This is a genomic window from Halorubrum ezzemoulense (assembly GCF_004126515.1).
Lineage (GTDB): Archaea > Halobacteriota > Halobacteria > Halobacteriales > Haloferacaceae > Halorubrum > Halorubrum ezzemoulense.
In genome coordinates this window covers 1,031,094-1,056,875 of the sequence record NZ_CP034940.1, presented here as the reverse complement: position 1 = coordinate 1,056,875, position 25,782 = coordinate 1,031,094, and the positions used below count along the sequence as shown (strand labels likewise).

The window sequence follows — 25,782 nt, the reverse complement described above, 5'->3', positions numbered from 1 at the left end:
GCGTCGTCGGGAGCGCGTCACGCGACGGCGACGCCGTTGCGCGTGAGGTAGTCGCTCGCGGCCTTGATTTCGACCGGGCTGCCGATGATCCGGTACCGTTCCGCCGTCTCGACGACGGTGACCGTGAACCGGTCTTCGAGGCACTCCCGGTGGCCGTCGAGCGCGTGGCGCGGGAGGACGATCTGCGTACTGTCGCGGAGGCTCGACGGATCTGGCATTCGGCGTGCCGAGTGATTATTCGTCGTCGATATAACCGTGTCGAAGTATCGGCGCGCCAACCACTCGTTCGGCGGCGACGCCCCCGTTCGCGGACCGCTGTCGGGGGATTCGATTCGCGGCGGCGACCCGACGACGGCCCGGCGATCCGAAGGAACACCTTTAACGAGCCGAGCGGCCGAGAGACGGGTAATGGGACTGGAGGAGGAAATCGAAGACCTCCGCGAGGAGATCGCCAACACGCCCTACAACAAGGCCACGGAGGCCCACATCGGGCGCCTGAAGGCGAAGCTCGCGGAGAAAAAGGAGAAGCTGGAGAACCAGTCCTCCGCCGGCGGCGGCCACGGCTACGCGGTCGAGAAGCACGGTGACGCCACGGTGGCCTTGGTCGGGTTCCCGAGCGTCGGCAAGTCGACCCTCATCAACGCCCTCACCAACGCCGACAGCGAGGTCGGCTCCTACGAGTTCACGACCCTCGACGTCAATCCGGGCATGCTGCAGTACCGCGGCGCGAACATCCAGATCCTCGACGTGCCGGGGCTGATCGAGGGCGCGGCGGGCGGCCGCGGCGGCGGGAAGGAGGTCCTCTCGGTCGTCCGGACCGCGGACCTGGTCGTGTTCATGCTCTCGGTCTTCGAGATCGAGCAGTACGACCGCCTGCGCGAGGAGCTGTACGCGACGAACATCCGCCTCGACACCGACCCGCCGAACATCAACATCCGGAAGACCCACAAGGACGGGCTCGGCGTGACGATGAGCGACGACGTGAGCCTCGACGAGGAGACGATCAAGCAGGTCCTCCGCGAGTACGGCTACGTCAACGCGAAGGTCACCATCCCCCACGACCTCACGATCGACGAGCTCGTCGACGCCGTGATGGACAACCGCGAGTACCTCCCCTCGATGGTCACCGTCAACAAGGCGGACCTCATCGAAAAGAGCTACCTGCCGACCGTGAAGGAGGAACTCCGCGACCGCGACCTCGACCCCGACGACGTGCTCTTCATCTCGGCCGAGAAGGAGCTCGGCCTCGACGGGCTCAAAGAGCGGCTCTGGGAGGAACTCGGGGTTATTCGGATTTATATGGACAAGCCGGGGCGCGGCGTGGACTACGAGGAGCCGCTCATCCTCTTCGAGGGCGACACCGTCGGCGACGCCTGTACGAAGCTGGGCGGCGAACTCGACGAGCGGTTCAAGTTCGCGCGCGTCTCGGGCGAGAGCGCCAAGCACGACGACCAGCAGGTCGGGAAGAGCCACGAGCTGGCGGACGAGGACGTGCTGCGGATAGTCGCGCGGAAGTAGATTTTCGACCTGACGGCGGCAGTAAAGCCGCTTGAAATTCCACCCTTCGTGAGACGCGGCCAGCGAGTCGACGGGGACTGCCGCCAAAGCCCCAGCCGCGTCGGCCGGCCGCCGCTTCGCTCCGGCCGCCCGACACCAGCGAGGGACCGTCGGTCCCTCTGGCAGCCGGCGCGTAGCGCCGGCGACCTCGCACGCGCTCCTCGCGCCCCATTGGCGCTCGGAGGCGCGCGCCACCGCACCATCGGACCGGCTCATATTCGATACGTCTCCGCGCCCGACCGAAAGGCGCTTTTCGCGGGGCCGCGACCGTCGGGTATGCTCACGGTCGCGCTCGCGGGCAAGCCGAACGCCGGCAAGTCCACCTTCTACACCGCCGCCACGATGGCCGACGTCGACGTCGCGAACTATCCGTTCACGACCATCGACGCCAACCGCGGGGTGACCCACGTCCGGACGCGCTGCCCGTGTCTCGACCGCGACGAGCGCTGCGAGAACGAGAACTGTCGCGACGGGAAGCGCTACGTCCCGATCGAACTGCTCGACGTGGCGGGACTGGTCCCCGGCGCGCACGAGGGGAAGGGCCTCGGCAACCAGTTCCTCGACGAACTGACGAACGCGGACGTCGTCCTGAACGTTGTCGACGCCTCGGGGGCCACGAACGCCGAAGGCGAACCGGTCGAGGTCGGGAGCCACGACCCCCTCGACGACGTGGACTTCGTCGAGGAGGAGATGGACCTGTGGCTCGCCGGCATCGTCGACCGCAACTGGGAGAGCGTCGAGCGGAAGTCGCGCTCGCCGGACTTCGACCTCGAAGCCGCGCTCTCGGACATGCTCACCGGCTTCGGCGCGACCGAGCGGGACGTGACCGCGGTGCTGCGCGGCTTGGAGTACCCCGACGATCCGAAGGCGTGGACCGACGACGACCGCGAGGCGCTCGCGCGGGCGGTCCGCCGGCGCACCAAGCCCATCGTCGTCGTCGCGAACAAGGTCGACGCGGCCCCCGACGACGCGGTCGAGCGGATCCGCGAGGGGACGGACAAGCCCGTGGTCCCGGCGACCACCGACGGAGAACTGGCACTGCGCCGCGCCGCCGACGCCGGCGTCGTCGACTACGACCCGGGCGACGGGTCGTTCGAGATCGTCGGCGACGTCTCCGACGACCAGCGCGCCGGCCTCGACGCCCTCCGCGAGTCGATGACGGCCCACGACGGAACGGGCGTTCAGTCGGCGCTGAACGCGGCCGTCTACGACCTGCTCGACCGGATCACGGCCTACCCAGTCCAGGACGCCGGCAAGTGGACGGACGGCACGGGCAACGTCCTCCCGGACGCGTTCCTCCTGCCCGCGGGGTCGACCCCGCGGGACCTCGCGTACGCGGTCCACTCGGACATCGGCGAAGGGTACCTCCACGCGGTCGACGCGCGCGCTTCGCGCCGGATCGGCGAGGACCACGAGCTGACCGAAGGCGACGTGGTGAAGATCGTCTCGACCGCCGGACCCTAATCGGGACCGCGGCGGGCGTCGATGGGCGCATCGCCCCCTCGCTTCACTCCACCGACCGCGCGTACGTCACCTGCTTGGGCTCGAAGCCCGCGTCCCGGTAGAAGCGCCGCGCGCCGTCGTTGCCCCACTCGCAGGAGACGGTGAGGTAGTCGCGGTCCGCCTCGCGGGCCAACTCCTCGACCCGCTCGACGACCGCGGTGCCGTACCCCTCGTTCCGGTGTTCCGCGTCGATTTCGAGGTTCACGATATCGAGGTACCGGCCCCGCTCTCGGGCGGGCCGGGTGCCCGTTTCGAGGGTGGTGAACCCGACCGTCTCGCCGTCGACGGCGACGAGGTAGTCGGTCACCGACGGGTCGTCGAGGTGCGCGCGGAAGCCGTCGTCCGCGACCGCCCCGGCGTCCTCGTGGCGTATCTCGTTCAGCGACGAGTACGCCTCCATCGCCGTCGCGAGGTCGTACCACCTGTCGGCGAGCGCGCCGAGGTCACCCTCGTCGGCTTCGACGAGTTCCATGTCGGCTCGGCGTGGCGAGGAGTCTTCAGCCTTGGCTCCGCGTGCGACGGCGTCGCGTGCCTTGGTCCCCGTCGCCCGCCGCCGTGCGACCGACAGGCACATCCGGATCGCCCGAGACGGACGGGTAGAGAGCGGCCATGCTCGGGCTCGAACACGACTTCCGGATCGTCGACACCCGCGCGACCCTCGACCCCGACGAGTCGTCGGTCGCCACCCACGGGCGGGACATCTCGCCGGAGCGACTGGAACGGGAAATGCTCCAGGCCGGGATCGTCCGCGCGGTCGCGAGCCCCGGCCAGCGCGCCGCCGGGCGGAGCTACCTCCGCGCGAACAACGCGGTCGCGCGCCTGTCGATCGACCGCCCGTTCGTCGCGTTCGCCCGGCTCAACGGCCCCCGCGACCCGGGGACCGGGCCCGTGTCGGCGGTCCGGAACCTCCGCGCCGAGCGCGGCGACCACCACGCCCGGCCGGACGACGTCGAGCAGTACTCCTACGACGACCGCTTCCACGGCTTCACGCTGGCCCCCCACGTCGACGGGCTGCCGAACGAGGACGTGCTGACGCGGCTGGAGGACGCCGACCTCCCACTCTTCGTCTACGCCGGCCGGAAATTCCCGCCCGAGGCGGTCGAGACGGAGCTGCTGGACTACGACCTGCCGGTCGTGCTGGGGAGCTTCGGCGGCTACCCGCTGGACGCCGACCTGATGAACGAGACGCTGGACCTGCTCGACGAGTACGACCGGGTGTACGTCGACACGAGCGCCGTGCGCTACCGAGAGGTGCTCGAACGCGGCGTGTTGGAACACCCCGACCGCGTCCTCTTCGGCTCTGGGGCGCCCGACGTCCACCCGAACGTCGGCGTGATGGAGGTGCTCACGCTCGACGTCTCCGAGGACCTGATGCGTCGCGTGCTGGCGAAGAACCCCGCCCGGCTCGTCCCGGCGCTCGCCGAGGGCGCCGACGTCTGAGGCGGGAGTCCCGGGCTCCGCCTTCGCCGCCGAAGCGACGGCCACTTGTCGCGCCGCGGCCGACCGGCGAGCATGAGCGACGCAGACGCCCCGAGCGAGCCCGCCGCGGGCGACGCCCTCGACGACGGCGAGCGCGACGTCGACGACACCCGCGTCGAAGTCGTCCGCGCGACGGGCCACGAGCACGTCTCCGCCGAGCACGCGAGCACGTTCGAACTCACGACCGACGACTGGCTCACCCCGGCGGGGGACTGTATCGTCGGCGTCGAGGCCGACCGGACCCCCCGAGACTTTTCGGCCGAGTTCCGCGAGGCGTGTCGGGACGCGGACGCGACGATCGAGGCGACGCTCGTCGTCGACGCGGGCGACGAGACGTTCGAGCAGACGATCACCGGCCGAGGCGACCCGGACCTCGCGCTGCTCGACGACCGCTCGATGGTCGGTCGGACGAGCGACTACACGGACGACGAGCGGACGATCCTCGTCGACGGCGACGGCGCCGCCGCCGACCTCGACCGCGACCTCGTCGCCACGCTGGCCGACGGGGCCGACCTCACGCTGCGGCTCGAAGTCGAGCCCGCCGAGTGACGCGGCCGGCCACGCCGTCGTCCACGAATGGCTAAATCGGGAGCTCGGCGTCCGCCCCGACCACGCGGTCGGGCTCGGCGGGCGCGCGCCAGTCGGTCGTCCGCTCCAGTAGCTGTACCACCATCCGGCCCGTCACGCCCCAGACGGTGTAGCCGCCGACGTGGAAGTAGTGGACGCGGTGGTCGCCGTACTCCGGGTGGTCGACGCGGCGTTCCGACTCGTAGTTCGCGGGGTCGGTGAGCGCGTCGACCGGGAGGACCGCCACCTCCGCGACCTCCGACTCATCCGGGACGTACTCGCGGTCGGGTGCGACGCCGACGAACGGCCGGACCGCGTACTGCGACGAGGTGCGCGTGTCGTCGAGCCGGCCGATCACGTCGACCTCCGACGACCGCATCCCGACCTCCTCGTCGGCCTCGCGCAGCGCGGTGTCCGTCAGCGTCCGGTCGATCGGCTCGCGGCCGCCCCCGGGGAAGCTCATCTGTCCGGGGTGCTCGCCGAGGTGCGCGGCGCGCTTGGTGAACAGCAGGTGGGCGTCGCCGTCGCGCGCGATCACCGGCGCCAACACGGCCGCCTCGCGCCGCCCGGCGAGCGACTGCGGCGCGTGGCGGCGCACCCCCGACAGGTCCATGGGCGACGTAGGCGACGCGAGGCGGTTAACGTTTCCCCGGATTCCATCTGTGCGGGACGTGACCGGGGTACACGTTCGGGGCGGACGCGGCGCTGCGGTCGGGTTCGGACCTTTTAAGCCCGCGACACCCGCTTTCGAGAGTAATGAGCGACGACGACCAAGAGCTCGGGATCACCGAGTCCAAGACGCACAACACGGGCGAGTGGTACGCCGAGGTCGTACGAAAGGCCGGCCTCGCCGACTACGGGCCGGAGGGGATGAGCGGCTTCATCGTCACCCGTCCGCGGGCGTACGCGGTCTGGGAGCGGCTCCAGGGGTTCCTCGACGCGAAGTTCAAGGACACCGGCGTCCAGAACGCCTACTTCCCGATGTTCATCCCCGAGTCGTACCTCGAACGGGAGAAGGACATCGTCGAGGGGTTCGATCCCGAGGTGGCGTGGGTCGACGAGGCGGGCAACAAGGAGCTCGAGGAGCGGCTCGCGGTCCGGCCCACCTCCGAATCGATCATCACGCCGTACATCAGCCAGTGGGTGCGGAGCCACCGCGACCTCCCGCTGCGCGTGAACCAGTGGTGCTCGGTCGTGCGCTGGGAGGCGACAGAGACGAAGCCCTTCTTCCGGACGAAGGAGTTCCTGTGGCAGGAGGGCCACACGGCGCACGCGACCCGCGAGGACGCGTGGGCGGAGACGATGACCCGGCTCGACCAGTACGAGTCCGTCTACGACGACCTGCTGGCGATGCCCGTCCTGAAGGGGCAGAAGCCGGACCACGACAAGTTCCCCGGCGCGGACACGACGACGACCGTCGAGGCGCTGATGCCCGACGGGAAGTCGGTCCAGGCGGGCACCTCCCACCACCTCGGGCAGTCGTTCGCCGAGGCGTTCGACATCACCTACTCGGACGAGGACGAGGAGGAGCGCGTCGCCCACACCACCTCGTGGGGGCTCTCGTGGCGCGCGCTGGGCGCGCTGATCATGACCCACTCCGACGAGCAGGGGCTCGTCTTGCCTCACACGGTCGCGCCCACGCAGGTCGTCGTCGTCCCCATCTGGCAGGAGGACACGAAAGAAGACGTCCTCGACTACGCCGAGGGCGTGGCCGACGACCTCGACGATGCCGGGATCCGGGTCGAGCTCGACGACCGCGACGAGCGCAACCCCGGGTTCAAGTTCAACGAACACGAGCTTAACGGGATCCCTCTCCGGATCGAGATCGGTCCCCACGAGGTCGACGACGAGGAGCTCACGCTGGTCCACCGGCCCGACGGCGAGAGCGTCGAGGTCGACCGCGAGGCCGTCGCCGAGACCGTCCGCGACCAGTTCGACGAGATATACGCCAAGCTGTACGCGACCGCGGAGGAGACCCTCGACGACGGCGTGCGCGAGGCCGACGACCGCGCCGAGATCCTCGGCACGCTCGGCCAGCACGGCGGCTACGTGAAGGCGCCGTGGTGCGGCGACGAGGCCTGCGAGGAGCCGATCAAGGAACCGATGGCCGCCGAGATCGTGATGGTCCCGTTCGACGACGAGGACCCCCTCGCCGACGGGGACCACGAGGAGACGTGCGCGATGTGCGACGACGCCGCCGAGCGGACGGCGTACTTCGCGAAGACGTACTGAGTCGCGACGGCGCGTCCTCCGCGGAGGCGACCCGCAGTTGTCACTCGTTTTTCAGGAATCGAGCCGTCCCGGTCTCGTCGGGCGATTAATCCGCGTTGATCCGGCTTAACGGAGTTCCGGATATATACGATCGGAGGGCATAAACGCCGGTAATGAACCGCTGGATTGCGAGTCTCGTCGTCGCGGCCGTCGCCGCGGCCCTGATCGTCGGAGCCGCCGCCGCCGCGCCGGCGGGCATGGTGACCGCACAGACCGACCCGGAGAACGGGAGCGGTGGGGACTCGGGCGCCGAGAGCGCGAGCGGCGTGAACGCGACGGGCGACCTCAGTCCCGGCGAGCGGCTCGCCGGCGTCGTCGGCGTTCAGGGCGCGGAGATCGAGGGCGAGGTCGAATCGCGAGCGTTCGAGGTCGCGCTCCGGGAGTCCGAGACCAACGAGAGCCGCGCCGCCGTCGTCGCGGAGCGGCTGAACCGGACCGCGGAGCGCCTCGCGGAGCTGGAACAGCGACAGGACGAGCTCCGCGAGCGCCGCGAGGCCGGGGAGCTGAGTCAGGGCGCGTACGCCGCGCGGATGGCGACGACGATCGCGCGGATCGAGACGCTCTCGCGGGGGCTGAACCGGAGCGCGAGCGCGGCCGCCGAACTCCCCGCCGCCGTCCGGAACGAGACGGGCGTCGACAACGAGCGGCTGGCGACGCTGCGCGAGCGCGCGAACGAACTCAGCGGCCCCGAGGTCGCCGCCATCGCCCGCGGCGTGGCGGGCAAAGACGTCGGCGGACCGGTCGCCCCCGGGCGGCGCGGCCCGCCGGGCAACGGGACCGCACGCGGCCCGCCCGTCGACGCCGGCTCACCCGGGATGGGGCGGCCCGGAGGAGATTCGGGAAATCGATCGGCCGGGCCGCCGGGAGCGAGCTCGGGGAACGGATCGATGGGAACGCCCGGGGCCGGTTCGGGAAAGGGTCCGGGCGGTGAGCCCGGTAACGGGTCCGTCGGACCGCCGGCGTCGGGGAGCGCGAACGGGACCGGAGCCGTCGCCGCGGACGGCCCGAACCGGTCCGACCCCCCGGGATCCGGCACCGCGACCGGCGGCGGAGCCGGCAACGCGTCGACCGGCGGTCCGACTGACCCGGGGAGCGAACCTGGGGGTGAAAGCGGGCCGAGCGATGACGCCTCCGACGGAAACGGTTCAAGCGATGACGCCTCCGACGGAAACGGTTCAAGCGATGACGCCTCCGACGGAAACGGTTCAAGCGATGACGCCTCCGACGGAAACGGTTCAAGCGATGACGCCTCCGACGGAGACAGTTCGAGCAACGATAGCTCTGACGGAGGCAGTTCGAGCGGCGCCTCCGACGGAAACGGTCCGAGCGGCGGCCCCGACGGAAACAGTTCGAGCGGCGGCGCGGGCGCCCCGCCGACGACCGTCGGCAGTCCGTCTCGCCTCGATGCGTGAAGTCGGTGGCGCCGTGAACCCGCACACACCCGCCGCCCCGCTGGCGGCGGCACCGCGTAGCCGTTCCGCATGGGAAGGAATTTACCGGCTCTCCGTGTGGCGTAGGACGTGAAGCGAGCGCCGGTCCTCCTCGCCGTCGTCGCACTCCTCGGGGCCGTCGGTCTCGCCCTCGCCGCCGGCGGCGCGGGCGCGGTCCCGTTCGAGGGCGGCTTCGCACAGATGGACGTCGAACCGGACGACGTGTCGATGGCGGTCGCCGTCCAACCGGACGGCGACGCGCAATGGACCGTCGAGTACCGGATCCGGCTCGGCACCGACGAGGAGGAGCGGGCGTTCGAGCAGCTTCGCGCCGACGTGGAGAACGACACGGACGCGTACACGGCCCGGTTCCGCGACCGGATGGCCTCGACCGCGGCGACCGCCGAGTCGGCGACAGGGCGCAACATGACCGTGTCGAACGCGACCGTCACCGCCGAGCGGCGCGAACTCCCGCAGGCGTACGGCGTGTTGACCTACCGGTTCGAGTGGACGAACTTCGCCGCCGTCGACGGCGACCGGCTGCGCGTCGGCGACGCAGTCGACGGGCTGTTCCTCGACGGCTCCTCGTCGCTTATCGTCTCGTGGCCGGACGGGTATCGCCTCGGAGAGACGACGCCGGAGCCGAGCGAGGTCCGGGAGGGGTCCGTCGTCTGAAACGGTCCGGTCGACTTCTCGGCCGGCCAACCGCGGATCGCGGTCGCACCCGCCGGGCCGCTCTCGGGGGTGCCGACCGCCGGGCTCGTCGCTCTCTTCGCCGTGCTCGTCGTCGCCGGAACAACCGCCTATCGGCGGCGCAACGCCGGGGACGACGGCGGAGAGGGAGTCGTCGCGACCGACACGGCGGTCGGAAGCGAGACCGCCGGGAGCGAGACTGCCGCGAGTGACGAGACTGCCGCGAGTGACGGGGCTGCCGCAAGCGACGAGTCGGGACTCGGCGGAGACGGCGACGCGGACACCTCCGGTGAGAGCGACGACGAGGCGGACGCGGCGCCGACCGTCGACAGCGACCTGTTGAGCAACGAGGAGCAGGTGCTTCGCCTCATCGAGTCACAGGGCGGTCGGATGAAACAGAAGCAGGTGGCCGAGGAGCTGGACTGGACCGCCGCGAAGACGAGTCAGGTGGTGACGGGGCTCCGCGACGAGGGCGACCTCGACGGCTTCCGGCTGGGGCGGGAGAACGTCCTCTCGCTGCCGGAGTTCGAGCCGGACGGGGATGCGAGCGGCGAGGACGCGGAGAGCGAGGTTGGCGACGACGCCGGGGGAAGCGACGCCGACGGAGGCGACGGGAACGACGCCGCCGGGAGCGACTGATCGGATCGACGACGGGCCGAGACCAGGCGGTGACAGATCCGGCTACAGATCCCGGGAACGGCCGATATGACACAGTTCACCGCCACACTCGCACTCGCCCGGCGAGTCCGTTCGCCGACCGCATTTGAAACACTCGTACACTTCTTCGCCGTGATGCTCGTATTCTGGTCGCATATCTGCGCATACGGCTCCATGGTACATAGACCCACACCTAATATTCTTTTGATAATATAAATCTGATATCGCACAGCGGTGACGGAACGATCAGAAAGAGGCCGATCACGGAGGACGACGGCGCGCACGGCCGCGGCTCTCGGTCGGAAGACGATTCGGTAGAAGAGCCGGAGGAGGGATTTGAACCCTCGACCTATTCCTTACGAAGGAATCGCTCTGCCAGCTGAGCTACCCCGGCGCTCATCACACAATTCCCGGACGGAAAAATAAGGGTTCCGAAACGGGGACGCAACGGGGACGCGGCAGGAGCCGAGCCGCGCGCTGGAAGTGGCGCGCGCCCGATACGAATAAGACGAACGTCACAATCGTTCCCATATTACATCTATAAACACACAGGAAACCAGAACACAATACAATTGTATAAGGAAAAAGACTAAATACTCGTTCGGACTTCAATTTGAATGTGCTGACACCGTCCGCGTGCCGAGACGGCGGGGATCGAATCCCTCGGCGGTGCGTGCCCGGTCGGAGCCCGTACCGGGCGGCAAGGGTCTCGTCGGTCGTCTCCCCAACCGCGACTCGGCGCGGCCGTCATCCCCAGTAGCGTTCCGCCGCGGCTACCGTGTGAAACGCGTCACCGACGCGCCAAGCGCAAAATCGCCTCTGGTCCGCCGACCGTCGCCGCGGCCGCTTGTCATGTGACGGGCCCCGGCCGCTCCGCCCCGACCCCCCTCGGGGCGGCGCGGCGTTTTCGCTGTCTCGACGACGGATCGCGAGCGGCGCCGCCGCTCTCCGTCCCGTTCGACGCTACGCGAACAGCCGCCGCGCGCGGCGCACCGCGGCGGAAAGGCCGCCGTATCCGGCGCCGACGACCCCCGCGAGGCGCACCTCGGCGGGCGCGACGCCGAGGCGGTGTGAGACCGGACCGGGGCGCGCGTCGGCGCCCGCGATCGCGACCGTTCGTCCGCGGACCCTGACCTCGGCGGTGAGGTCCCCCAGTCGCAGTTCCCTGACCGCGAGGTCCGAGGCAGCGTCGCCCGGGAGGCGGCGGGCGACGCGGAGGGCGTCACCGACGCTCTCTACTTCGAGGAACAGGCGCCGCTCGGTAGCGTGGACCGACACATCGACCCCGTCGACGGAGAGCGTCAGGTCGTCGGTCTCGACTGCGAGGGCGGCGTGAGACTCAGTCCCGCTCACGGGTCGTGACGCGGACGCCGCCGTCGACGCGCCACTCGGCGTGTTCGACGTCGTCTCCCGTCCCGCTCGGCACCTCGACGGTCATGTCCTCGAACTGGTAGTGTATCTCGGCGTTTCGACCGGTCAAGCGGTCGTAGAGCCCCATCGCCAGCTCCGGCCACGTGGTCGTCTCGTCGATTCGCTCTTCGGGGTCTGCGGCGTCGCTCATACGAAGACATGTTAGATAGTTACACTCATAAGTATATTCCCTGACGTGTCTGCCTCGGTTCGTCGGGCGCGCGGAGCGGCCGGATCAGTCGGCGTCGCGCGTCAGGCGAGCGTCGAGACAGACGTTGTGCTCGTGGGGGGCGTACGACCGGACGACCCGCTCGGTCTCGACGGTGACCGCGTAGTCGTCGCCCGCGGCCGCCTCGATCGCGCGCCGCCCCGGGCCGAAGGGGTCGTCCTCGTGTTGGATGTCGTAGTAGTGGATCACGCAGTCGTCGCCGGCGAGCGCGACGGCGGTGTCCAAGAACTCGTCCGCGGAGTGGGGGAGGTTCATCACGAGGCGTTCGGCGGTGTCCGCGTGGGAGTCGGCGAGGTCGCGCACGTCGCCGCTGATCGCGGTCACCCGGTCGGTGACCCCGTTGCGCGCGGCGTTCTCGCGGAGGTACTCGACCGCGCGCTCGTTGAGATCGCAGGCGACCACGTCGGCGCCGCGGGACGCCATAGGTACCGCGTACGGGCCCACGCCGGCGAACATGTCGATCGCCGACTCTCCGGGGTCGACCTGCTCGGCCACGCGGTGACGCTCGGTCGCGAGCCGCGGGGAGAAGTACACCGCGGCGACGTCGAGCGCGAACTCGTGGCCGTACTCGCGGTGGACCGTCTCCGTGTCGTCGCCGACCAGCACGTCCCAAGAGCGGACCCGCAACTCGCCCACGATCGGCGACGCGCGGTTGAGGACCGTCTCGCAGGGCACGTCGGAGGCCGCGACGGCGTCGGCGATCTCGCGGGCGCGCTCGTCGTCGTCCTCGTCGACGATGACGATGTCACCGAGCCGCTCGATAGAGGGCTCGTATCCCAGGATGTCGGCGGGCGTCGTGGGGCGGTCCCGTCGCTCGGCGTCGCGCTCGACGATCCGGTCGGCGAACGCAGCGGGCACTAGTTCGCGGTCCGCGACGGGGATGTAGATCGTCTCGCCGTCGACGGCGATCTGGTGGTCGCCGTCGAGGGCGTCGACGTCGGCGAGCCGGCTCCGGACGGTCTCGCCGCGCTCGCGGGCGACGGCGACGCAGGGGACGCTCATCGTCGGAGGGACGCGGTCGAGCGAATAAACGGTGACGCTTCGCGAGCCGGACGGCGGGGACCCGAGCGGCCGGAGTCACTCCGCCGGCTCGGCACCGCTCGCGGCCGCGACGGCGTCGAGCAGCTCCCCGTCGTCGACGTCGTCGGCGACGGGGACGACGCGGTCCGCGGCCGCCGCGACCTCGGCGTTCGGGCCGTTCGCTGTCGGGGCGACGTCGCCGTCCGCCGCGACCACGAGCGTCGCGTCGGCGTCGGCCGCGAGGTCGCGCGCCGCAGCGAGCGCCTCCGGGGAAGGGTCCTCGAATGGGGGCGCCGTCACCGCTGTCGCGCCCGCGTCCGCGGCGGCGCCGGCGGCCGCGTCTCCCTCGGGGACTACGCCGACGGAGGGCTCGTGGCCCGCGGCGGCCAGCCGGGCGACGACGCGCGCGCCCGACCGCCCCGAGCCGATCACGTGGACGCTGCGCGGCTCGGCGTCGCTCTCCGGGAACGCAGTGACCGCGGGCGTCCCGGTGGCCGGGTTACGACCGACGAACGCCTCGGCGTCGAAGGCCGCGCCGACGGCGGACGCCGATAGCACCGACTCGGGCGGCCCGGCGGCCTGAACCCCGCCGTTCGCGATGACGACCACCTCGTCGCAGTAGCGGGCCGCGGCGTCGAGGTCGTGGATCGCGGCGATCGCTCCCCGGTCGCCGCCGTCGACGAACTCGCGGACCAGTTCGAGCGTCTCGACCGCGTGGTGTACGTCGAGGCTGGCGGTCGGCTCGTCGAGGAGGAGGAGCGGCGCCGCCTGCGCCAGCGCCCGCGCGAGCAGCACGCGCTGGCGCTCGCCGCCCGAGACCTCGGTGATCGACCGGTCGGCGAAGCGCTCGACATCGGCGGCCGCCATCGCGGCGTCGACCGCGGCGTCGTCCTCGGTCCCGTGCGCGTCGAAGCGCCCGAGGTGGGGCGTCCGACCCATCTCGACGACGTGGCGCACCCGGAAGTCGAACGAGAGGTTCGTCGTCTGCGGGACGCTCGCGACGCGCCGACCGACCTCACGGGCCGACAGCGACGACGCCGGGTCGCCGCCGAGGCGCACGGTCCCGGCGTCCGGCTCGACCGCGCCGGTCACCGCGCGCAGCACGGTGGTCTTCCCGGCGCCGTTGGGCCCGACGAGGCCGACGAGCGAGCCGGGCTCGACCCGGAGGTCGACGCCGGAGACGACGTCGAGGTCGCCGAACGAGACGGCCACGTCCGCGGCCGACAGCAGCGGCGCGTCGCCGAACGAGAGCGCCGTGTCGGGGAGGGCCTCGGAACCGTCGCCGCCGCCCGCGGCCGACGCGGCGGAGTCGGCCGCGCCCGTCGTCTCGGCGTCGACGGTGGGATCCGCACTCACAGCTCCGTCACCTCCCGGGTCACGAGCAGGTAGACGAAGAATGGCGCGCCGACCGCGGCGGTGATGATCCCGACCGGGTACTCCGCGGCCGCGGAGCGCGCGACGGTGTCGGCCGCGACGAGGAACGTGCCGCCCGCGAGTGCCGCGGTCGGGAGCAGCGTCCGGTGGTCGGGCCCGACGACGAGCCGGAGCATGTGGGGGACGATGAGACCGACGAACCCGATCACGCCGGCGAACGCGACCCCGGCGGCCGTGACGAGCGCCGAGGCAGCGAGCAACACCCGCTTCGTGCGCTCAACCGCGATCCCCAGCCCCCGTGCCTCCTCCTCGCCGAGCAGGAGGACGTTGAGGTCACGGGCGTACGCGAGCAGCAGGAGGAACAGCGGCGGCACGACGGCGGCGGTGACGGCCACCTCGCTCCACGCCGCGCCCGAGAGGTGGCCCATCAGCCACGCGACGATCTGCCGGAGCGACTCCCCCGCTTGGAGCTGGAGGTAGGAGACGACCGCGCCGAGGAACGTCTGGACCGCGACGCCGGCGAGCAGGAGGGTGGCGACGGGAGTCCGGCCGTTCCGGGTCGCGATGGCGTACACGCCGAAGGCGGCGACCAGCGCGCCGACGAACGCGAAGAGGCTCGTCCCCGCGCCCCGCGAGAGCGCGACCTCGACGGGGCCGACGAGCGGGAGCGCGACGGTCGCGGAGAGCGCGGCGGGGAAGACGATGAACGCCACCGCGCCGACCGCCGCGCCCGACGAGACGCCGATGATCGACGGGTCGGCCATCGGGTTTCGGAAGAACCCCTGCATCACCGTGCCGGCGGCCGCGAGCGCGAAGCCGACGAGCGCGGCGAGCAGGATCCGCGGGAGCCGCACGCCCACGACGATCCGCTGGTGGACGGAGTCGACGGGGAACGCGAACGGCGACGCGAACGCGAGGTCGACGCCGGGGAGCGTGAGGGGACCGACGCCGGGGACCGGCAACGGGCCGACACCGCTCGCGCTCGCTTCGATTCCGGAGGGCACCGCGAGCGCGTTCAACACCGACTTCACCACCGTCTCAGGCGGGATACGGACGGGACCGATCGCGGCGCTGACGACGACGACGACTGCCAGCAGCGCGGCTATCGCCGCCGACCACGCCGCCGAGCGAGCCCAGGGTCGCATGCGTTCTCCAACACAACTTGTAGTAGATAAATACTTATTGGACGAGTCCGGTCCTCAATTCGATGTGAAATAGCTTCGCAATTGCGATGGCCGCGTTGGTGGCGACCGCCCTGATCGGCGGCGTCGCCGGGACCGCCGCGGGCGCACAGCCGACAATAGCGACGGACAGACCGAGCGCGAGCGCGCAGTTGACCGGGGGCGCGCAACCGGCTGCGGGCGCGCAATCGGCTGCGGGCACACAGCCGGCGGTCGGGTCCGCGGCCGGGGCGGGGGCCGCCCCCGCACAGACCGACGGCGCCTGCGGCTTCCCGCTCAATGCGACCGACGCGACCGGGACCACGATAACGCTGGAGGAGCGTCCCGAGCGGATCACGACGCTCAACCCGTCGGCCGCGCAGACGCTGTGGGAGCTCGGCGAACAGGACCGCGTCGTCGGCGTGAGCCGGTTCGCGCTCTACCTCGACGGCGCCGAGGAGCGTGCGAACGTCTCGGCCGAGTTCGGCGCGAGCGTCGAGCGCGTCGTCGACACCGAGCCCGACCTCGTGCTGGCGCCGAACTCCTCGGCCGCCGACGTGGGGCCGCTCCGCGAGCAGGGGCTCAAAGTGTACCACTTCCCGGCCGCGACCTCGATCGACGACATCGCCGAGAAGACGGAGACGATCGGTCGGCTCGTCGGCGCGTGCGACGCCGCGAGCGAGACGAACGAGGAGATGTACGACGCGGTCGACGCCGCGGAGAACCGGACCGCCGGCGTCGACCGCCCGGCCGCGCTCTACCCGCTCGGCGGCGGCTACGTCGCCGCGAACAACACCTTCATCGACGCGATCATGAACGTCGGGGGCGCCGACAACGTCGCCGCGGAGTACGAGGCGTACCCGCAGCTCTCCGACGAGGTGATCCTCCAGACGGACCCCGAGCTAATCCTGGTCACCGACCCCGAGGCCGCGATCTTGGCGGAGGAGCCGTACGCCAGCACGACCGCTGGCGTCGAGGAGAACTACGTCGTGATGAACGTGGACTACCTCAACCAGCCCGCGCCGCGCAGCGTGATCCGGTCGACGACGACGCTGTCGAACGCGGTGGTCGAGCTACAGGAGGAGGGCAGCGAGTCGACGGACGGCACCGAGAGCGGCGAGTCGTCGGACGACGGCTCCTCCGACGGCGACTCGTCCGGGAGCGATGATACGTCGGACGGCGGCGACTCCTCGACCGACGGCATGAACGGAAACGAGACGGACGCGGGCGGCAGCGACGGCGACACGGGCGCGGAGGTCCCCGGATTTGGTGTCGTCGCGGCCGCGATCGCGCTGCTCGCCACTGGCCTGCTCGCGCGGCGCGATTGAATCGAATCGGTCGCTGACCGCCGGTTCCGTTTCTAAATCCCTTGTCCCATCAGGTGGCTGCGGAGGACGTCGGGCGTCTTCAGCCCGGCGTCGCTGTTGAGGAGCACGACGGTCTCGTCGCCGTCGAAGAAGCCCTCCTCGGCGAGCGCCCACGCGCCGGCGGGGGCCGCGCCGCCCGTCGCGCCCATCTCGACGACCTCGTTCTGCGCCACGGCGACCGCGCTCGCGAGGATGTCGTCGTCGTCGACGCCGACCGCGGTCCCGCCGCTCTCGGTGACCGCCTCGACTGCCGCGGCGCCGCCCGCGGGGTCCGGAATCTCCAGTTCGCCGCAGATTGTGTCGGGCGTCGACCACGGTTCGGGCTCGTCGAGGCCGCGCTCGACGGCGGCCGCGATCGGCGCGCAGCCGGACGCCTGCGCGGCGACGACCTTCGGGGTGTCATCGACCGCGCCGATCCGGGCCAGCTCGGCGAACCCCTTGTTGACGCCGGCAACGACCTCGCCGGATCCGGTCGGGACGACGACCACGTCGGGGGTGTCACCGAGGTCGGCGACGAGCTCGAACGCGATCGTCTTCGCGCCCTCGTGGCGGTACGGCGTGGCGAACTCGCCGAGGTCGGTGTAGTCGGTCGCGAGCTGCTCGTCGACCGCGTCGGCCGCGTCGGGGAAGCGCCCGCCGACGACACGCATCTCGCCGCCGTGGACGTTCGTCATCGACTTGTTCGAGAAGGCGCACCGCGAGGGGACGAACGCGTACGACCGCAGGTCCGCCTGGCCCGCGTACGCCGCCATCGATTGCCCGGCGTTCCCCGGGCTCGCGCAGACGAGCGGCTCCACGTCGCCGCCGGCGGCGGCCCGGGCCGCCACCGCGGTCGTCGCGAGCGAGAGGCCGCGGTCGAGGACGGTCCCCGTCGGGTTGCGCCCCTCGTCTTTGACGTACACCGCGTCGACGTCGAGCTCGTCCGCGAGCCGGTCGGTGGCCACGAGCGGCGTCCCGCCCTCCCCCGCGGTGAGCGCGCCGTCGGCCGGGAACGGGAGCAGGGCGTCGAAGCGCCAGTGGCCGCGCGCGGTCGCGGGCGCGGTCCGCGCGTCGCCGCTCGCGCCGCGGGCCGCCGGGTCGAAGAGGTCGTCGGGGTCGACGGCGTCGTAGTCGTAGACCGGGTCGAGTCCGCGCGCCCGCTCGTCGTCGTCGATGGCCGCCGCGTCGGCGGTCTCGTGGACGCGTCCCGACGCCCGACTCTCCAGCCCGCGAAACGCCGGCGTGGTCTCGAAGTCTGCCATACCGAACCTTGCGGCGGCGGCGACTAATCGCTTCGCACTCGGGTGCGGATGACCGTCTCGACGAGACCCCGAACCGCGGTGGCGCGAGGCGCTGTGCGGTCGCCGTCGGGCGGGGCTTCGGAGTGGACTGTGTCGATCAGCGATTTATCAGAAGCAACGCGGCCGAGCGGCTGTGGCTTCGCCAATCGAATCGCCTCGACCCGCCGCCGCTTATAAACCCGCGACCCGATACAGCACATATGAACGGAAACGCCACGGTCGTCGGCGGCGGGCTCGCGGGGCTCGTCGCGGCGACCCGACTCGCGGAGGCGGGCGCGGACGTGACGCTGTACGAGCGACGCCCCGAGGTCGGCGGGCGCGTGCGGACGGAGACGGTCGACGGGTTCACCGTCGACCGCGGCTTCCAAGTCCTCTTCTCGAGCTACCCCGCCGTCGAGCGCGAACTGGGCGCCGACGGGCTCGACGACCTCGACCTCCGGACGTTCGCGCCCGGTGCGACGATCTGCCGGCCGGGCTCGCGCTCGACGCTCGGCGACCCCCTCCGCGACCCGCTGTCCGCGATTCCCTCGCTTTTGAACGACGAGGTCTCCTTCTCCGACAAGCTCCGGACGCTCGCGCTGCGGTACGACCTCGGAAACCGCGACGAGGGCGAGTTCTTCGCCGGGCGCGACGCCCCGATCCGCGAGTACCTCCGCGACTGGGGGTTCGCCGACGACTACGTCGAGAACTTCGTCGAGCCGTTCTACGGCGGGATCACCTTAGACCGGAGCCTCTCGACCTCGAAGCACGTTTTCGAGTACACGTTCCGCGCGATGGGCCGTGGGTCGATCGGCGTCCCCGCCGAGGGGATGGCCGCGCTCCCCGCCGCGCTCGCCGACCGCGCCCGCGAGGCGGGCGTCGATATCGAGACCGGCGGGGACGTGGAGGCGGTCCGGATCGCCGGAGGGGGCCGGATTCCCTTCCGAACCGGAGCCGCCGACGCGGACGGTGCGACCGTGGAACTCGCGGACGGTACGACGCGCGAGACGGACGCGGTCGTCGTCGCGACCTCGCCGCCGGAGGCCCGGCGGCTCACCGGCGTCGAGTCGGTCCCGACCGAGGGCGTGCCGAACGTGACCGGGTGGTTCGCGCTCCCCGCGGGCGAGTCGTTCGAGACGGGCGGCCGGATCCTCCTCAACGCAGCCGACGAGTCGCCGAACGCGGTGGTCCCGATGTCGGAGGTCGCGCCCGAGTACGCGCCCGGCGACCGCGCGCTCCTCGCGGCGACGTTCCTCGGGCAGGAGTCGCTCGACCGCGACGAGCGCGACCTCCGCGACGACGTTCGGGACGCGCTGGACGCGTGGTTCCCCGACCGCGACTTTGGCGGCTTGGAAACCCTCGACGTCCATCGGATCCGGTTCGCGCAGTTCGCGCAGCCGCCGGGTGTCCACGCCGACCTCCCGAAGCCGGACGACCCCGAGGGCCCGGTCGTCCTCGCCGGCGACTACACGGAGTGGTCGTCGATCCAAGGCGCCCTAGAGAGCGGCCGGAAGGCGGCGAACGCGGCGGGCGGGCACCTGTAGCCGGCCCGGTCGCCTCGCGGCCCCCTCACTCCTCTCGCAGGAACGCCTCCTCGCCGCGTTCCGCGACGGCCGCGAGCAGGTCGTCGCGCTGACGGCGGGTCTCGGGCGAGAGCCCGGCGAACGCGTGGTCGAACATCGCGGCGGGGTCGGCCTCAACCGACTCCGCCGCGTCGATCGCTGCGGCGACGACGTCGTCCGCCTCCTCGCGGATCGCCGCGACGCCATCGTCGTCGATGCGATCCGTCTCACGGAGGAACGTCTCCATGCGGTCGAGCGGGTCGAGCGCGCGCCACGGGTCAACGTCGTCGGCGTCGCGATAGGCCGTCGGGTCGTCGGCGGTCGTGTGGGCGCCGAACCGGTACTCGACGAACTCGATGAGGACCGGACGCGGGTCGTCCGCGGTGCCGTTGCCGCCCACCTCGTCGCCGCCGTCGCCGTCACCGCCGCGTCGGGCACGCTCGGCAGCCTCCCGCGTGACCGCGTAGCTGGCGAGCGGGTCCATGCCGTCGGCGCGGACGCCGTCGAAACCGTACGCGGTCGCCTTCCCGGCGAAGGTGTCGCTCGCGGTCTGTTTCCCCCTCGGGACCGAGATTGCCCACCCGTTGTTGTGACAGCAGAATACCGTCGGCGTGTCGAAGACGCCGGCGAAGTTCATCGCCTCGTGGAAGTCGCCCTCGCTGGTCGCGCCGTCGCCGAAGTGGCAGGCGACGACGCGGTCCTCGTCGCGGTGGGCGAACGCCCACGCGGCCCCGACCGCGTGCGGGAGGTGGGCCGCGATGCCGATGTTCAGTGGGAAGACATTGCCGTCGGCGATCGCTTCCGTCCCGGCCTCGTGGCCCATCCAGTAGGGGAGGTACTCGGAGAGGAGGTCGCGGACGACGGCCGCGCCGTGCTCCCGGTACTGGTAGCTTATCAGGTCGCGGTCCGCGAGCGCGTGCGTCGACCCGACGGCCGACCCCTCTTGGCCCGCGCAGGGCGCGTACGTCCCGATCCGGCCCTGTCGCTGGAGGCTGACGGCGCGCTCGTCGAACCGACGCGTGACGACCAGATCGCGGTAGATAGCGCGAAACCGCTCGTCCGAGAGGTCCGGCACCGTCGCGTCGGGCAGGGGACTCCCGTCCGGCCCGAGCACGCGATAGACGTCTTCGTCGGCGAGCGGATCGGTCGCGCCGTCGCCGGCGTCGTCGACGCCGTTCTCGTCCATGCGCAACGAGTGTGTGCCGCAGTCACAAGGAGTTAGCGGTCGCGGCGGCCGCCGACGCCCGCCGGCTCCGTCGCCGGAGGTACGTGATCGGGAGCCCGACGAGGACGCCGGCGACGGCGACCGCGCCGAGTACGAACCCGACCAGCAGCCGCACGGGCCCGGCGGCGAGCATCTCGAGTCCCCAGATGACCACGAACCACGCCGTCCAGAGCGCGCCGGTGAGGAGCGCGGTGAGCAGCCCGAAGGCGGCCCCACGGAGATACGTGGGCGCGTCCGGCCGCTCGACGAGGGCCCACCAGACGAGCGTCCCGACGACGAGCGCCGGGGTCGCGAGGAGCGGCATCCCGGCCGCGGGCGGGAGACCGACCACGTCGGCGAACAGGCCGAGCACGTCGGCGAGCAGCGACGCAGTGAGGGCGGCGCAGCCGAGCGCGTACACGCCGGCGTAGAGCGACCACCACCGAGCGGCGGTGAAGCGGGAATCGGCGGGGAGGGCAGTTTTCATGTCGTATTTCCCCGGGCGCCGGGCTAAATGTCTTCCCGTTGTCCGGTCGCCGGTCACCGGACCGTGGTCGTCACCTCGAACGGGTACGCCCCGCTTTCGCTCGGGGCCTGTCCCGAGACGTCCCACGGGACGAAGAACAGGCCGCGGGCCGCGACGCGGTCCGGCTGTCGGAGCCGGTTTCAGGGCGTGATCACGGCACGGCCGTCGATCTCGCGGTGTTCGAGCTTCTCGGCGACCGCGTTGATCTCGCCGAGGTCGTACCGGCTGGTGTGGAGGTCGACATCTCCCTGCTCGACGAGCGCGACGAGCTCCTGAAGCTCCGCGTACCGCCCGACGATGTTGCCGACGAAGGAGAACTCGCCGTTCACCAGCGCCTGCGACGGCTCGTGGACGTGCCCGCCGTAGCCGATGACGTGGTGGTCGCCGCCGCCGGCGGTGATGTCCGGCGCGTAGGCGGTCGTCACGTCCTCGCCGACGAAGTCGAGCACCTGCGCGGCGCCCGTGCCGTCGGTGATCCCCGCTATCTCGGCCGCCACCTCGGCCTCGCTCGGGTTCACCAGGTGGTCCGCGCCGTAACTGTTCGCCAGGTTCAGCGCCGACTCCTTCAGGTCGACGGCGGTGATCTTTGCCGCGCTCATCGCGTTCAGGCACTGGAGCCCGATGTGACCGAGCCCGCCGACGCCGATGACGACGGCGTGGTCGCCGGGGTTCAGCTCCGCGACCGCCTTCTTGGCCGCGTGGTACGCGGTGATGCCGGCGTCCGCGTGCGGCGCGATATCGATCGGTTCGACCCCGCTCGGCAGCGGGATGACCGCTCGTTCGCTGGTGTGGAGATACTCGGCGAAGCCGCCGTCGTGAGTCAGCCCGTTGAACGCGCTGTTCTCGCAGTGCATCGTCTCGCCGAGCCGGCAGGGGCGACAGGTCCCGCAGGTCTGTACCGGGTGGCAGATCACCGGGTCGCCGGCGGAGACGATCTCGACGTCCTCGCCCGTTTCGACGACCGTCCCCGCGTTCTCGTGGCCCAGCGTCAGCGGCAGTTCCTGCGGGACGTACTCGGCCCACATCCCCTCGATGATGTGGTTGTCCGTCTGGCACCAGCCCGCGCCCTCGACCTCGACGACGACGTCGTCCGGCCCCGTCGCCGTCGGCCGGTCGACCTCGTCGATGGTGAGCCCCTCGCGCATGTCGTCGGTGTACTCGTGGAGTCTGGCTGCTTCCATGTGGGAACGGTTCGCACCGCGTAAATCATAAACGTTCGTTATAGTCTCTCGCCCGACGAGAGAGCGAGGAGATCCACGTCGCCGGCGGTGGGGTTCACCCGTGACACCCTCGGCGAGGCGCTCCCGTGTTTGTCCGGTGCTGTACGCACGGCGGGGCAGAAGCGCTCACAACAGCCGGCGGAACTCGCCGAGCGGCGGGAACCGGAGGGCCTCTCCCGCGTCGCCCGCATCCGCACCGCGGCCCGAGCCCTCCGACGGGGAGTCGACCACGACCGGCGCGAGGCGGTCCGCGTCAGTCACGAGCGGGGAGTCGAACGCGTCGGTCCGCATGTCGTTGACCGCCACGCCCGGCGCGAGGCGGGTGAACGCGGGCAACACGAGGAGGTCGCCCCCGCGGTACGTTCCGGGGCCGCGGAGGAAGCAGGGCCGGCGGTCGCCCTCGATCTCGATCGTCGGGTGGACGTGGCCGATCACGTAGCGGTCGGCGTCGGTCGAGGGCGACTCGTGCCCGTGACAGACGACCGTTCTCGCGACGTGCGTGGCGTCGGCGTCCCGGTCGCCGCTCTCGCTCAGAACGAGCTCCTCGCGGGCCCGCCCGTCCCAGCGGCTCGGCAGGGCGGTGTCGTGGTTGCCGGCGACGAGTTCGAGGGCGGCGCCGCGCGTCTCGCATGCGTCGCGGAGGGCGTTCAGTGTGCCGAGGGTCCTGTCCGTGACTCGGTCGAAGGTGTGGACCACGTCGCCGGCGACGGCCACGGTTCCGGGATCGAACCGGTCGAGGAGGGTTCCGAGCCGGTCGGTGAGGTCCGCGCGCTCGCCGAGCGGGAGCGAGACGGCGGACGCCTCGCCGCGGCCAACGTGGAGGTCGGCGACGACGAGGGCGTCGGCTCCCGGGAGGTAGACAGCGCGGTCCGCGAACGTCGGCCCCGACTCGTGAGCGCGGTCGCTCACCGCCCGTACCCGGACGAGCGCTCGCGGCGACGGCCCGCGTCGCGGTCCGCGTCGCCGCCGCCCGGGCTCGGTCCGCCGTCCGCGTGGTTGCGGGCGGTCGCGTACGCCTCGCGGACACGGCGGAACGACTCCTCGTCACCGCCCTGGTCCGGGTGCGTCTCCTTGACGCGCTCGCGGTACGCGCCCTTCACCGCGTCGACGTCGGCGTCGCGGTCGAGGCCGAGCTCGTCGAACGCGTCGCCGACGGGGTCCGCGCGGCCGGCGCGGCCGCGAGCGGTCGAGCGCCCGGCGGCCCGGTCGGCGCCGAATCGCCCGCCGAAGCCGCCGGCGCCGGACCGGCCGCCGTCCGAACCGGACGAGTCGTCGGTCGCCCAGTCGGGCTCGTCCACGTCGAACGGGAGCCGGCGACCGAGCCCGCGGCCGGGCATCTCGTGTTCACAGAGGACGGTGTAGACGCCTTCGCCCTCCAGCCGGAAGTAGTCGTGCGCGTCGAAGGTGATCGCGACCCCGCGGTCCGGGAGGTAGAAGGGGACCGACACGCCGTCGAACGCGCGGTCCTCGTCAAAGCGCTCGCCGGCGGCGTTCAGGTACGTCCGGATCTCGCGGCGGCGGCGGTCGTCGCCGGCGGCGCCGCGGCCGCCGGTCGACGCGGCGGGTGCCGGGACGAACCGGTCCCCGAGGTAGAACGCGAAGGCGACCACGGCGGTGGCGACCCCGCCGAGACCGACTCCCCAGAGGACCCACCGCGGCACCAGGCTCGTGAACTCGGCGAACACACCCGCCGTAGCGGCTCCGCGGTAATCAACCTCCCGCCGCCGGTCGGCGGCGACGCTCGGCGGTGACAGTCGGCGGCGGATCGCGAGGAGAAACGCGGTGAGGCGGTCGACCGACTCAGAGCATCCCTTTCGCGTCGAGCCCGTCGATGATGTCGTCGACGAGCGACTCGGCGTCGTCGTAGGGGAACTCCTGTTCGCTGCCGAGCTTCGCCGCCATCTCCATCGCGGTGAAGCTCACGTCGCCGGCCTCGAACTTCGTCGCCGGACCGTCCGGGAGGGCCGGGACGAGGTCCATCTGGTTCTCGACGGGGAAGTCTGCGCCGCCGAAGGCGTCCATGAACTGTTCGCGAAGTTCCGCTTTCACGTCGCTCATACACACGACATCCCGAGAGCGACCGCAAAAGGGTTGCGGAACAACGATAAACGTATTTAGGGTTGTCGGATGCGCGCTCGCCGACGCGGCGGGGTCGACCGGTGGAGCGGTCCCGAAGGCCGACGGTCGTGCCGGATCCTGCGGACCTTTGTCGCTGGCGCGTCAGGTGGGCGCATGGCGCGCGAGTTCGACTTCGACTTCGACCTGCTCCGAGAGCTGACCGAGGCCCGCGGCGTCCCGGGCTACGAGGACGACGTGCGCGACATCGTCCGCCGCGAGTTCGCCGACAGCGCCGACCGCGTCCGGACCGACGCGATGGGAAACGTCGTCGGGACGATCGAAGGCGACTCGGATTACTCGGTCGCGGTCGCGGCCCACATGGACGAGATCGGCTTCATGGTCCGGCACGTCACCGACGAGGGGTTCGTCCAAGTCGACCCCCTCGGCGGGTTCGACGCCCGCGTCCTGCGCGCACAGCGCGTCACCGTCCACGGCGACGAGGACCTGACGGGCGTCATCGGCTCCGTCCCGCCGCACACGCTCACGGAGGAGCAGCGGGAGAAGGACGACGAGGTGAAGGACGTGTTCATCGACCTCGGTCGCGACGCGGAGGCGGTCGAGGAGTCGGTGAGCGTCGGCGACCTCGTCACCCTCGACCAGACCACGACGCGTATGGGCGACCGAGTCACCGGGAAGGCGCTCGACGACCGGATCTGCGTGTTCGCGATGCTGGAGGCCGCCCGCCGGATCGACGACCCGGCCGTGACGATCCACTTCGCGGCGACCGTCCAGGAGGAGGTCGGGCTCCGGGGTGCGAAGGCGCTCGGCGTCGACATTGACCCGGACCTCGCCGTCGCTCTCGACGTCACCGTCGCCAACGACGTGCCGCAGGTGGGCGACCCGGCCGACGCCGTCACCGACCTCGGCGAGGGGACAGCGGTGAAGCTGAAAGACTCCTCGGTGATCGCCAGCCCGAAGGTCCACAGCCGACTCACGGAGGTCGCCGAGGACGAGGGGATCGACCACCAGCACGAGGTGTTGCCCGCGGGCGGCACCGACACCGCGGGGTTCCAGAACACGGCGGGCGCGAAGCCCGTGGGCGCGATATCGATCCCGACGCGGTACCTCCACACCGTCACCGAGACGGCCGACGGCGGCGACGTGGAGGCGACGGTCGACCTGCTGACGGCCTTCTTGGAGTCCGAGACGGGCGATCACGACTACACGCTCTGAGGC

Annotated in this window: 24 protein-coding genes, 1 tRNA gene and 1 pseudogene; 10 read left to right on the top strand and 16 right to left on the bottom strand. The window is 71.3% G+C overall.

All coding sequences use genetic code 11. From position 1 onward, the window contains the following. Positions 1-17 precede the first annotated feature (17 nt). Entirely contained in the window at positions 18-218 is a 201-nt protein-coding gene (locus EO776_RS05215; protein ID WP_049932821.1) for a VNG_1110C family protein, read from the bottom strand. Between the two features lie 190 nt (positions 219-408). On the opposite strand from EO776_RS05215, the gene EO776_RS05210 reads away from it, so the two are divergent. Together EO776_RS05210 and EO776_RS05205 are read left to right on the top strand one after the other, a co-directional pair. After that, entirely contained in the window at positions 409-1,518 is a 1,110-nt protein-coding gene (locus tag EO776_RS05210; RefSeq protein ID WP_049932822.1) for an OBG GTPase family GTP-binding protein, read from the top strand. A 315-nt stretch (positions 1,519-1,833) separates the two neighbouring features. After that, positions 1,834-3,021 carry a redox-regulated ATPase YchF gene (locus tag EO776_RS05205; RefSeq protein WP_094520420.1) on the top strand — a complete coding sequence of 396 codons (1,188 nt, stop codon included), beginning with the start codon at positions 1,834-1,836 and terminating at the stop codon, positions 3,019-3,021. Positions 3,022-3,064: 43 nt separating this feature from the next. Here EO776_RS05205 and EO776_RS05200 read toward each other — a convergent pair whose 3' ends face one another. Further along, on the bottom strand, positions 3,065-3,532 hold the full coding sequence (locus EO776_RS05200) for a GNAT family N-acetyltransferase (RefSeq protein ID WP_089307856.1): 468 nt from the start codon (positions 3,530-3,532) through the stop codon (positions 3,065-3,067). 137 nt (positions 3,533-3,669) lie between these two features. Between EO776_RS05200 and EO776_RS05195 the strand changes: the two genes are divergently transcribed. Both EO776_RS05195 and EO776_RS05190 read left to right on the top strand, forming a co-directional pair. Continuing rightward, a complete protein-coding gene (locus EO776_RS05195; protein WP_094520419.1) occupies positions 3,670-4,500 on the top strand; it encodes an amidohydrolase family protein in 831 nt (276 codons plus the stop codon). A gap of 72 nt (positions 4,501-4,572) precedes the next feature. Beyond that, a complete protein-coding gene (locus EO776_RS05190) occupies positions 4,573-5,088 on the top strand; it encodes a DUF371 domain-containing protein (protein WP_094520418.1) in 516 nt (171 codons plus the stop codon). A 31-nt stretch (positions 5,089-5,119) separates the two neighbouring features. Here EO776_RS05190 and EO776_RS05185 read toward each other — a convergent pair whose 3' ends face one another. Beyond that, a complete protein-coding gene (locus EO776_RS05185; protein WP_049932827.1) occupies positions 5,120-5,719 on the bottom strand; it encodes an NUDIX hydrolase in 600 nt (199 codons plus the stop codon). 143 nt (positions 5,720-5,862) lie between these two features. Here EO776_RS05185 and proS point away from each other — a divergent pair, with 143 nt between their 5' ends. The 3 genes and pseudogenes from proS to EO776_RS05170 all read left to right on the top strand — a co-directional run bounded on the left by proS (position 5,863) and on the right by EO776_RS05170 (position 10,139). Beyond that, positions 5,863-7,338 (top strand): proline--tRNA ligase, encoded by a 1,476-nt coding sequence (gene proS / locus EO776_RS05180; RefSeq protein ID WP_086216640.1) that lies wholly within the window; start codon positions 5,863-5,865, stop codon positions 7,336-7,338. 152 nt (positions 7,339-7,490) lie between these two features. Beyond that, complete coding sequence (locus tag EO776_RS05175) at positions 7,491-8,789, top strand: hypothetical protein (protein WP_129452373.1); 1,299 nt, start codon at positions 7,491-7,493, stop codon at positions 8,787-8,789. 108 nt (positions 8,790-8,897) lie between these two features. Further along, positions 8,898-10,139: pseudogene (locus EO776_RS05170) on the top strand (helix-turn-helix transcriptional regulator). Between the two features lie 339 nt (positions 10,140-10,478). On the opposite strand, the gene EO776_RS05160 reads toward EO776_RS05170, so the two are convergent. The 6 genes from EO776_RS05160 to btuC all read right to left on the bottom strand — a co-directional run bounded on the left by EO776_RS05160 (position 10,479) and on the right by btuC (position 15,335). Beyond that, positions 10,479-10,551 (bottom strand) — tRNA-Thr (locus EO776_RS05160). Positions 10,552-11,120: 569 nt separating this feature from the next. Beyond that, entirely contained in the window at positions 11,121-11,510 is a 390-nt protein-coding gene (locus tag EO776_RS05155; protein WP_086216236.1) for a peptide ABC transporter ATP-binding protein, read from the bottom strand. Beyond that, on the bottom strand, positions 11,497-11,718 hold the full coding sequence (locus EO776_RS05150; RefSeq protein WP_049932832.1) for a hypothetical protein: 222 nt from the start codon (positions 11,716-11,718) through the stop codon (positions 11,497-11,499). The genes EO776_RS05155 and EO776_RS05150 overlap by 14 nt, the downstream gene beginning before the upstream one ends. A gap of 84 nt (positions 11,719-11,802) precedes the next feature. Continuing rightward, on the bottom strand, positions 11,803-12,798 hold the full coding sequence (locus tag EO776_RS05145) for a class I SAM-dependent methyltransferase (protein ID WP_094520415.1): 996 nt from the start codon (positions 12,796-12,798) through the stop codon (positions 11,803-11,805). Positions 12,799-12,873: 75 nt separating this feature from the next. Next, positions 12,874-14,046 carry an ATP-binding cassette domain-containing protein gene (locus EO776_RS05140; RefSeq protein ID WP_394338379.1) on the bottom strand — a complete coding sequence of 391 codons (1,173 nt, stop codon included), beginning with the start codon at positions 14,044-14,046 and terminating at the stop codon, positions 12,874-12,876. 122 nt (positions 14,047-14,168) lie between these two features. Next, a complete protein-coding gene (gene btuC, locus EO776_RS05135) occupies positions 14,169-15,335 on the bottom strand; it encodes a vitamin B12 ABC transporter permease BtuC (protein ID WP_049932834.1) in 1,167 nt (388 codons plus the stop codon). 86 nt (positions 15,336-15,421) lie between these two features. Here btuC and EO776_RS05130 point away from each other — a divergent pair, with 86 nt between their 5' ends. Beyond that, positions 15,422-16,678 carry a PGF-CTERM-anchored ABC transporter substrate-binding protein gene (locus tag EO776_RS05130; RefSeq protein ID WP_241897894.1) on the top strand — a complete coding sequence of 419 codons (1,257 nt, stop codon included), beginning with the start codon at positions 15,422-15,424 and terminating at the stop codon, positions 16,676-16,678. Between the two features lie 32 nt (positions 16,679-16,710). Here EO776_RS05130 and EO776_RS05125 read toward each other — a convergent pair whose 3' ends face one another. Beyond that, complete coding sequence (locus tag EO776_RS05125; RefSeq protein WP_094520413.1) at positions 16,711-17,958, bottom strand: pyridoxal-phosphate dependent enzyme; 1,248 nt, start codon at positions 17,956-17,958, stop codon at positions 16,711-16,713. 239 nt (positions 17,959-18,197) lie between these two features. Here EO776_RS05125 and EO776_RS05120 point away from each other — a divergent pair, with 239 nt between their 5' ends. Next, positions 18,198-19,520 carry an NAD(P)/FAD-dependent oxidoreductase gene (locus EO776_RS05120; protein WP_086216232.1) on the top strand — a complete coding sequence of 441 codons (1,323 nt, stop codon included), beginning with the start codon at positions 18,198-18,200 and terminating at the stop codon, positions 19,518-19,520. A gap of 25 nt (positions 19,521-19,545) precedes the next feature. On the opposite strand, the gene EO776_RS05115 is transcribed toward EO776_RS05120, so the two are convergent. The 6 genes from EO776_RS05115 to EO776_RS05090 form a co-directional block, all read right to left on the bottom strand. Further along, positions 19,546-20,724 carry a thiamine pyrophosphate-dependent enzyme gene (locus EO776_RS05115; protein WP_094520412.1) on the bottom strand — a complete coding sequence of 393 codons (1,179 nt, stop codon included), beginning with the start codon at positions 20,722-20,724 and terminating at the stop codon, positions 19,546-19,548. 22 nt (positions 20,725-20,746) lie between these two features. Continuing rightward, the gene (locus tag EO776_RS05110; protein WP_086221011.1) at positions 20,747-21,229 is read right to left on the bottom strand and encodes a hypothetical protein; all 483 of its coding nucleotides are present in this window, start codon (positions 21,227-21,229) and stop codon (positions 20,747-20,749) included. A gap of 179 nt (positions 21,230-21,408) precedes the next feature. Beyond that, positions 21,409-22,449, bottom strand: coding sequence for an NAD(P)-dependent alcohol dehydrogenase (locus EO776_RS05105; protein WP_094520411.1), 1,041 nt, complete (start codon positions 22,447-22,449; stop codon positions 21,409-21,411). A gap of 165 nt (positions 22,450-22,614) precedes the next feature. Beyond that, a complete protein-coding gene (locus EO776_RS05100) occupies positions 22,615-23,397 on the bottom strand; it encodes a metallophosphoesterase (protein ID WP_094520410.1) in 783 nt (260 codons plus the stop codon). Next, positions 23,394-24,173: a J domain-containing protein gene (locus tag EO776_RS05095; protein WP_049931074.1), complete on the bottom strand. Its 780-nt coding sequence runs from the start codon at positions 24,171-24,173 to the stop codon at positions 23,394-23,396. Before EO776_RS05095 ends, EO776_RS05100 begins: the two co-directional genes overlap by 4 nt. A gap of 115 nt (positions 24,174-24,288) precedes the next feature. Then, the gene (locus tag EO776_RS05090) at positions 24,289-24,546 is read right to left on the bottom strand and encodes an MTH865 family protein (RefSeq protein WP_049931076.1); all 258 of its coding nucleotides are present in this window, start codon (positions 24,544-24,546) and stop codon (positions 24,289-24,291) included. A gap of 174 nt (positions 24,547-24,720) precedes the next feature. On the opposite strand from EO776_RS05090, the gene EO776_RS05085 reads away from it, so the two are divergent. After that, complete coding sequence (locus EO776_RS05085; RefSeq protein ID WP_089307866.1) at positions 24,721-25,779, top strand: M42 family metallopeptidase; 1,059 nt, start codon at positions 24,721-24,723, stop codon at positions 25,777-25,779. The last annotated feature ends 3 nt before the right edge of the window (positions 25,780-25,782 follow it).

Coding starts and splice junctions, on each gene's coding strand:
- EO776_RS05215 (WP_049932821.1), bottom strand. CDS start 218: ATGCCAGATCCGTCGAGCCTCCGCGACAGTACGCAGATCGTCCTCCCG.
- EO776_RS05210 (WP_049932822.1), top strand. CDS start 409: ATGGGACTGGAGGAGGAAATCGAAGACCTCCGCGAGGAGATCGCCAAC.
- EO776_RS05205 (WP_094520420.1), top strand. CDS start 1,834: ATGCTCACGGTCGCGCTCGCGGGCAAGCCGAACGCCGGCAAGTCCACC.
- EO776_RS05200 (WP_089307856.1), bottom strand. CDS start 3,532: ATGGAACTCGTCGAAGCCGACGAGGGTGACCTCGGCGCGCTCGCCGAC.
- EO776_RS05195 (WP_094520419.1), top strand. CDS start 3,670: ATGCTCGGGCTCGAACACGACTTCCGGATCGTCGACACCCGCGCGACC.
- EO776_RS05190 (WP_094520418.1), top strand. CDS start 4,573: ATGAGCGACGCAGACGCCCCGAGCGAGCCCGCCGCGGGCGACGCCCTC.
- EO776_RS05185 (WP_049932827.1), bottom strand. CDS start 5,719: ATGGACCTGTCGGGGGTGCGCCGCCACGCGCCGCAGTCGCTCGCCGGG.
- proS (WP_086216640.1), top strand. CDS start 5,863: ATGAGCGACGACGACCAAGAGCTCGGGATCACCGAGTCCAAGACGCAC.
- EO776_RS05175 (WP_129452373.1), top strand. CDS start 7,491: ATGAACCGCTGGATTGCGAGTCTCGTCGTCGCGGCCGTCGCCGCGGCC.
- EO776_RS05150 (WP_049932832.1), bottom strand. CDS start 11,718: ATGAGCGACGCCGCAGACCCCGAAGAGCGAATCGACGAGACGACCACG.
- EO776_RS05145 (WP_094520415.1), bottom strand. CDS start 12,798: ATGAGCGTCCCCTGCGTCGCCGTCGCCCGCGAGCGCGGCGAGACCGTC.
- btuC (WP_049932834.1), bottom strand. CDS start 15,335: ATGCGACCCTGGGCTCGCTCGGCGGCGTGGTCGGCGGCGATAGCCGCG.
- EO776_RS05130 (WP_241897894.1), top strand. CDS start 15,422: ATGGCCGCGTTGGTGGCGACCGCCCTGATCGGCGGCGTCGCCGGGACC.
- EO776_RS05125 (WP_094520413.1), bottom strand. CDS start 17,958: ATGGCAGACTTCGAGACCACGCCGGCGTTTCGCGGGCTGGAGAGTCGG.
- EO776_RS05120 (WP_086216232.1), top strand. CDS start 18,198: ATGAACGGAAACGCCACGGTCGTCGGCGGCGGGCTCGCGGGGCTCGTC.
- EO776_RS05115 (WP_094520412.1), bottom strand. CDS start 20,724: ATGGACGAGAACGGCGTCGACGACGCCGGCGACGGCGCGACCGATCCG.
- EO776_RS05110 (WP_086221011.1), bottom strand. CDS start 21,229: ATGAAAACTGCCCTCCCCGCCGATTCCCGCTTCACCGCCGCTCGGTGG.
- EO776_RS05105 (WP_094520411.1), bottom strand. CDS start 22,449: ATGGAAGCAGCCAGACTCCACGAGTACACCGACGACATGCGCGAGGGG.
- EO776_RS05090 (WP_049931076.1), bottom strand. CDS start 24,546: ATGAGCGACGTGAAAGCGGAACTTCGCGAACAGTTCATGGACGCCTTC.
- EO776_RS05085 (WP_089307866.1), top strand. CDS start 24,721: ATGGCGCGCGAGTTCGACTTCGACTTCGACCTGCTCCGAGAGCTGACC.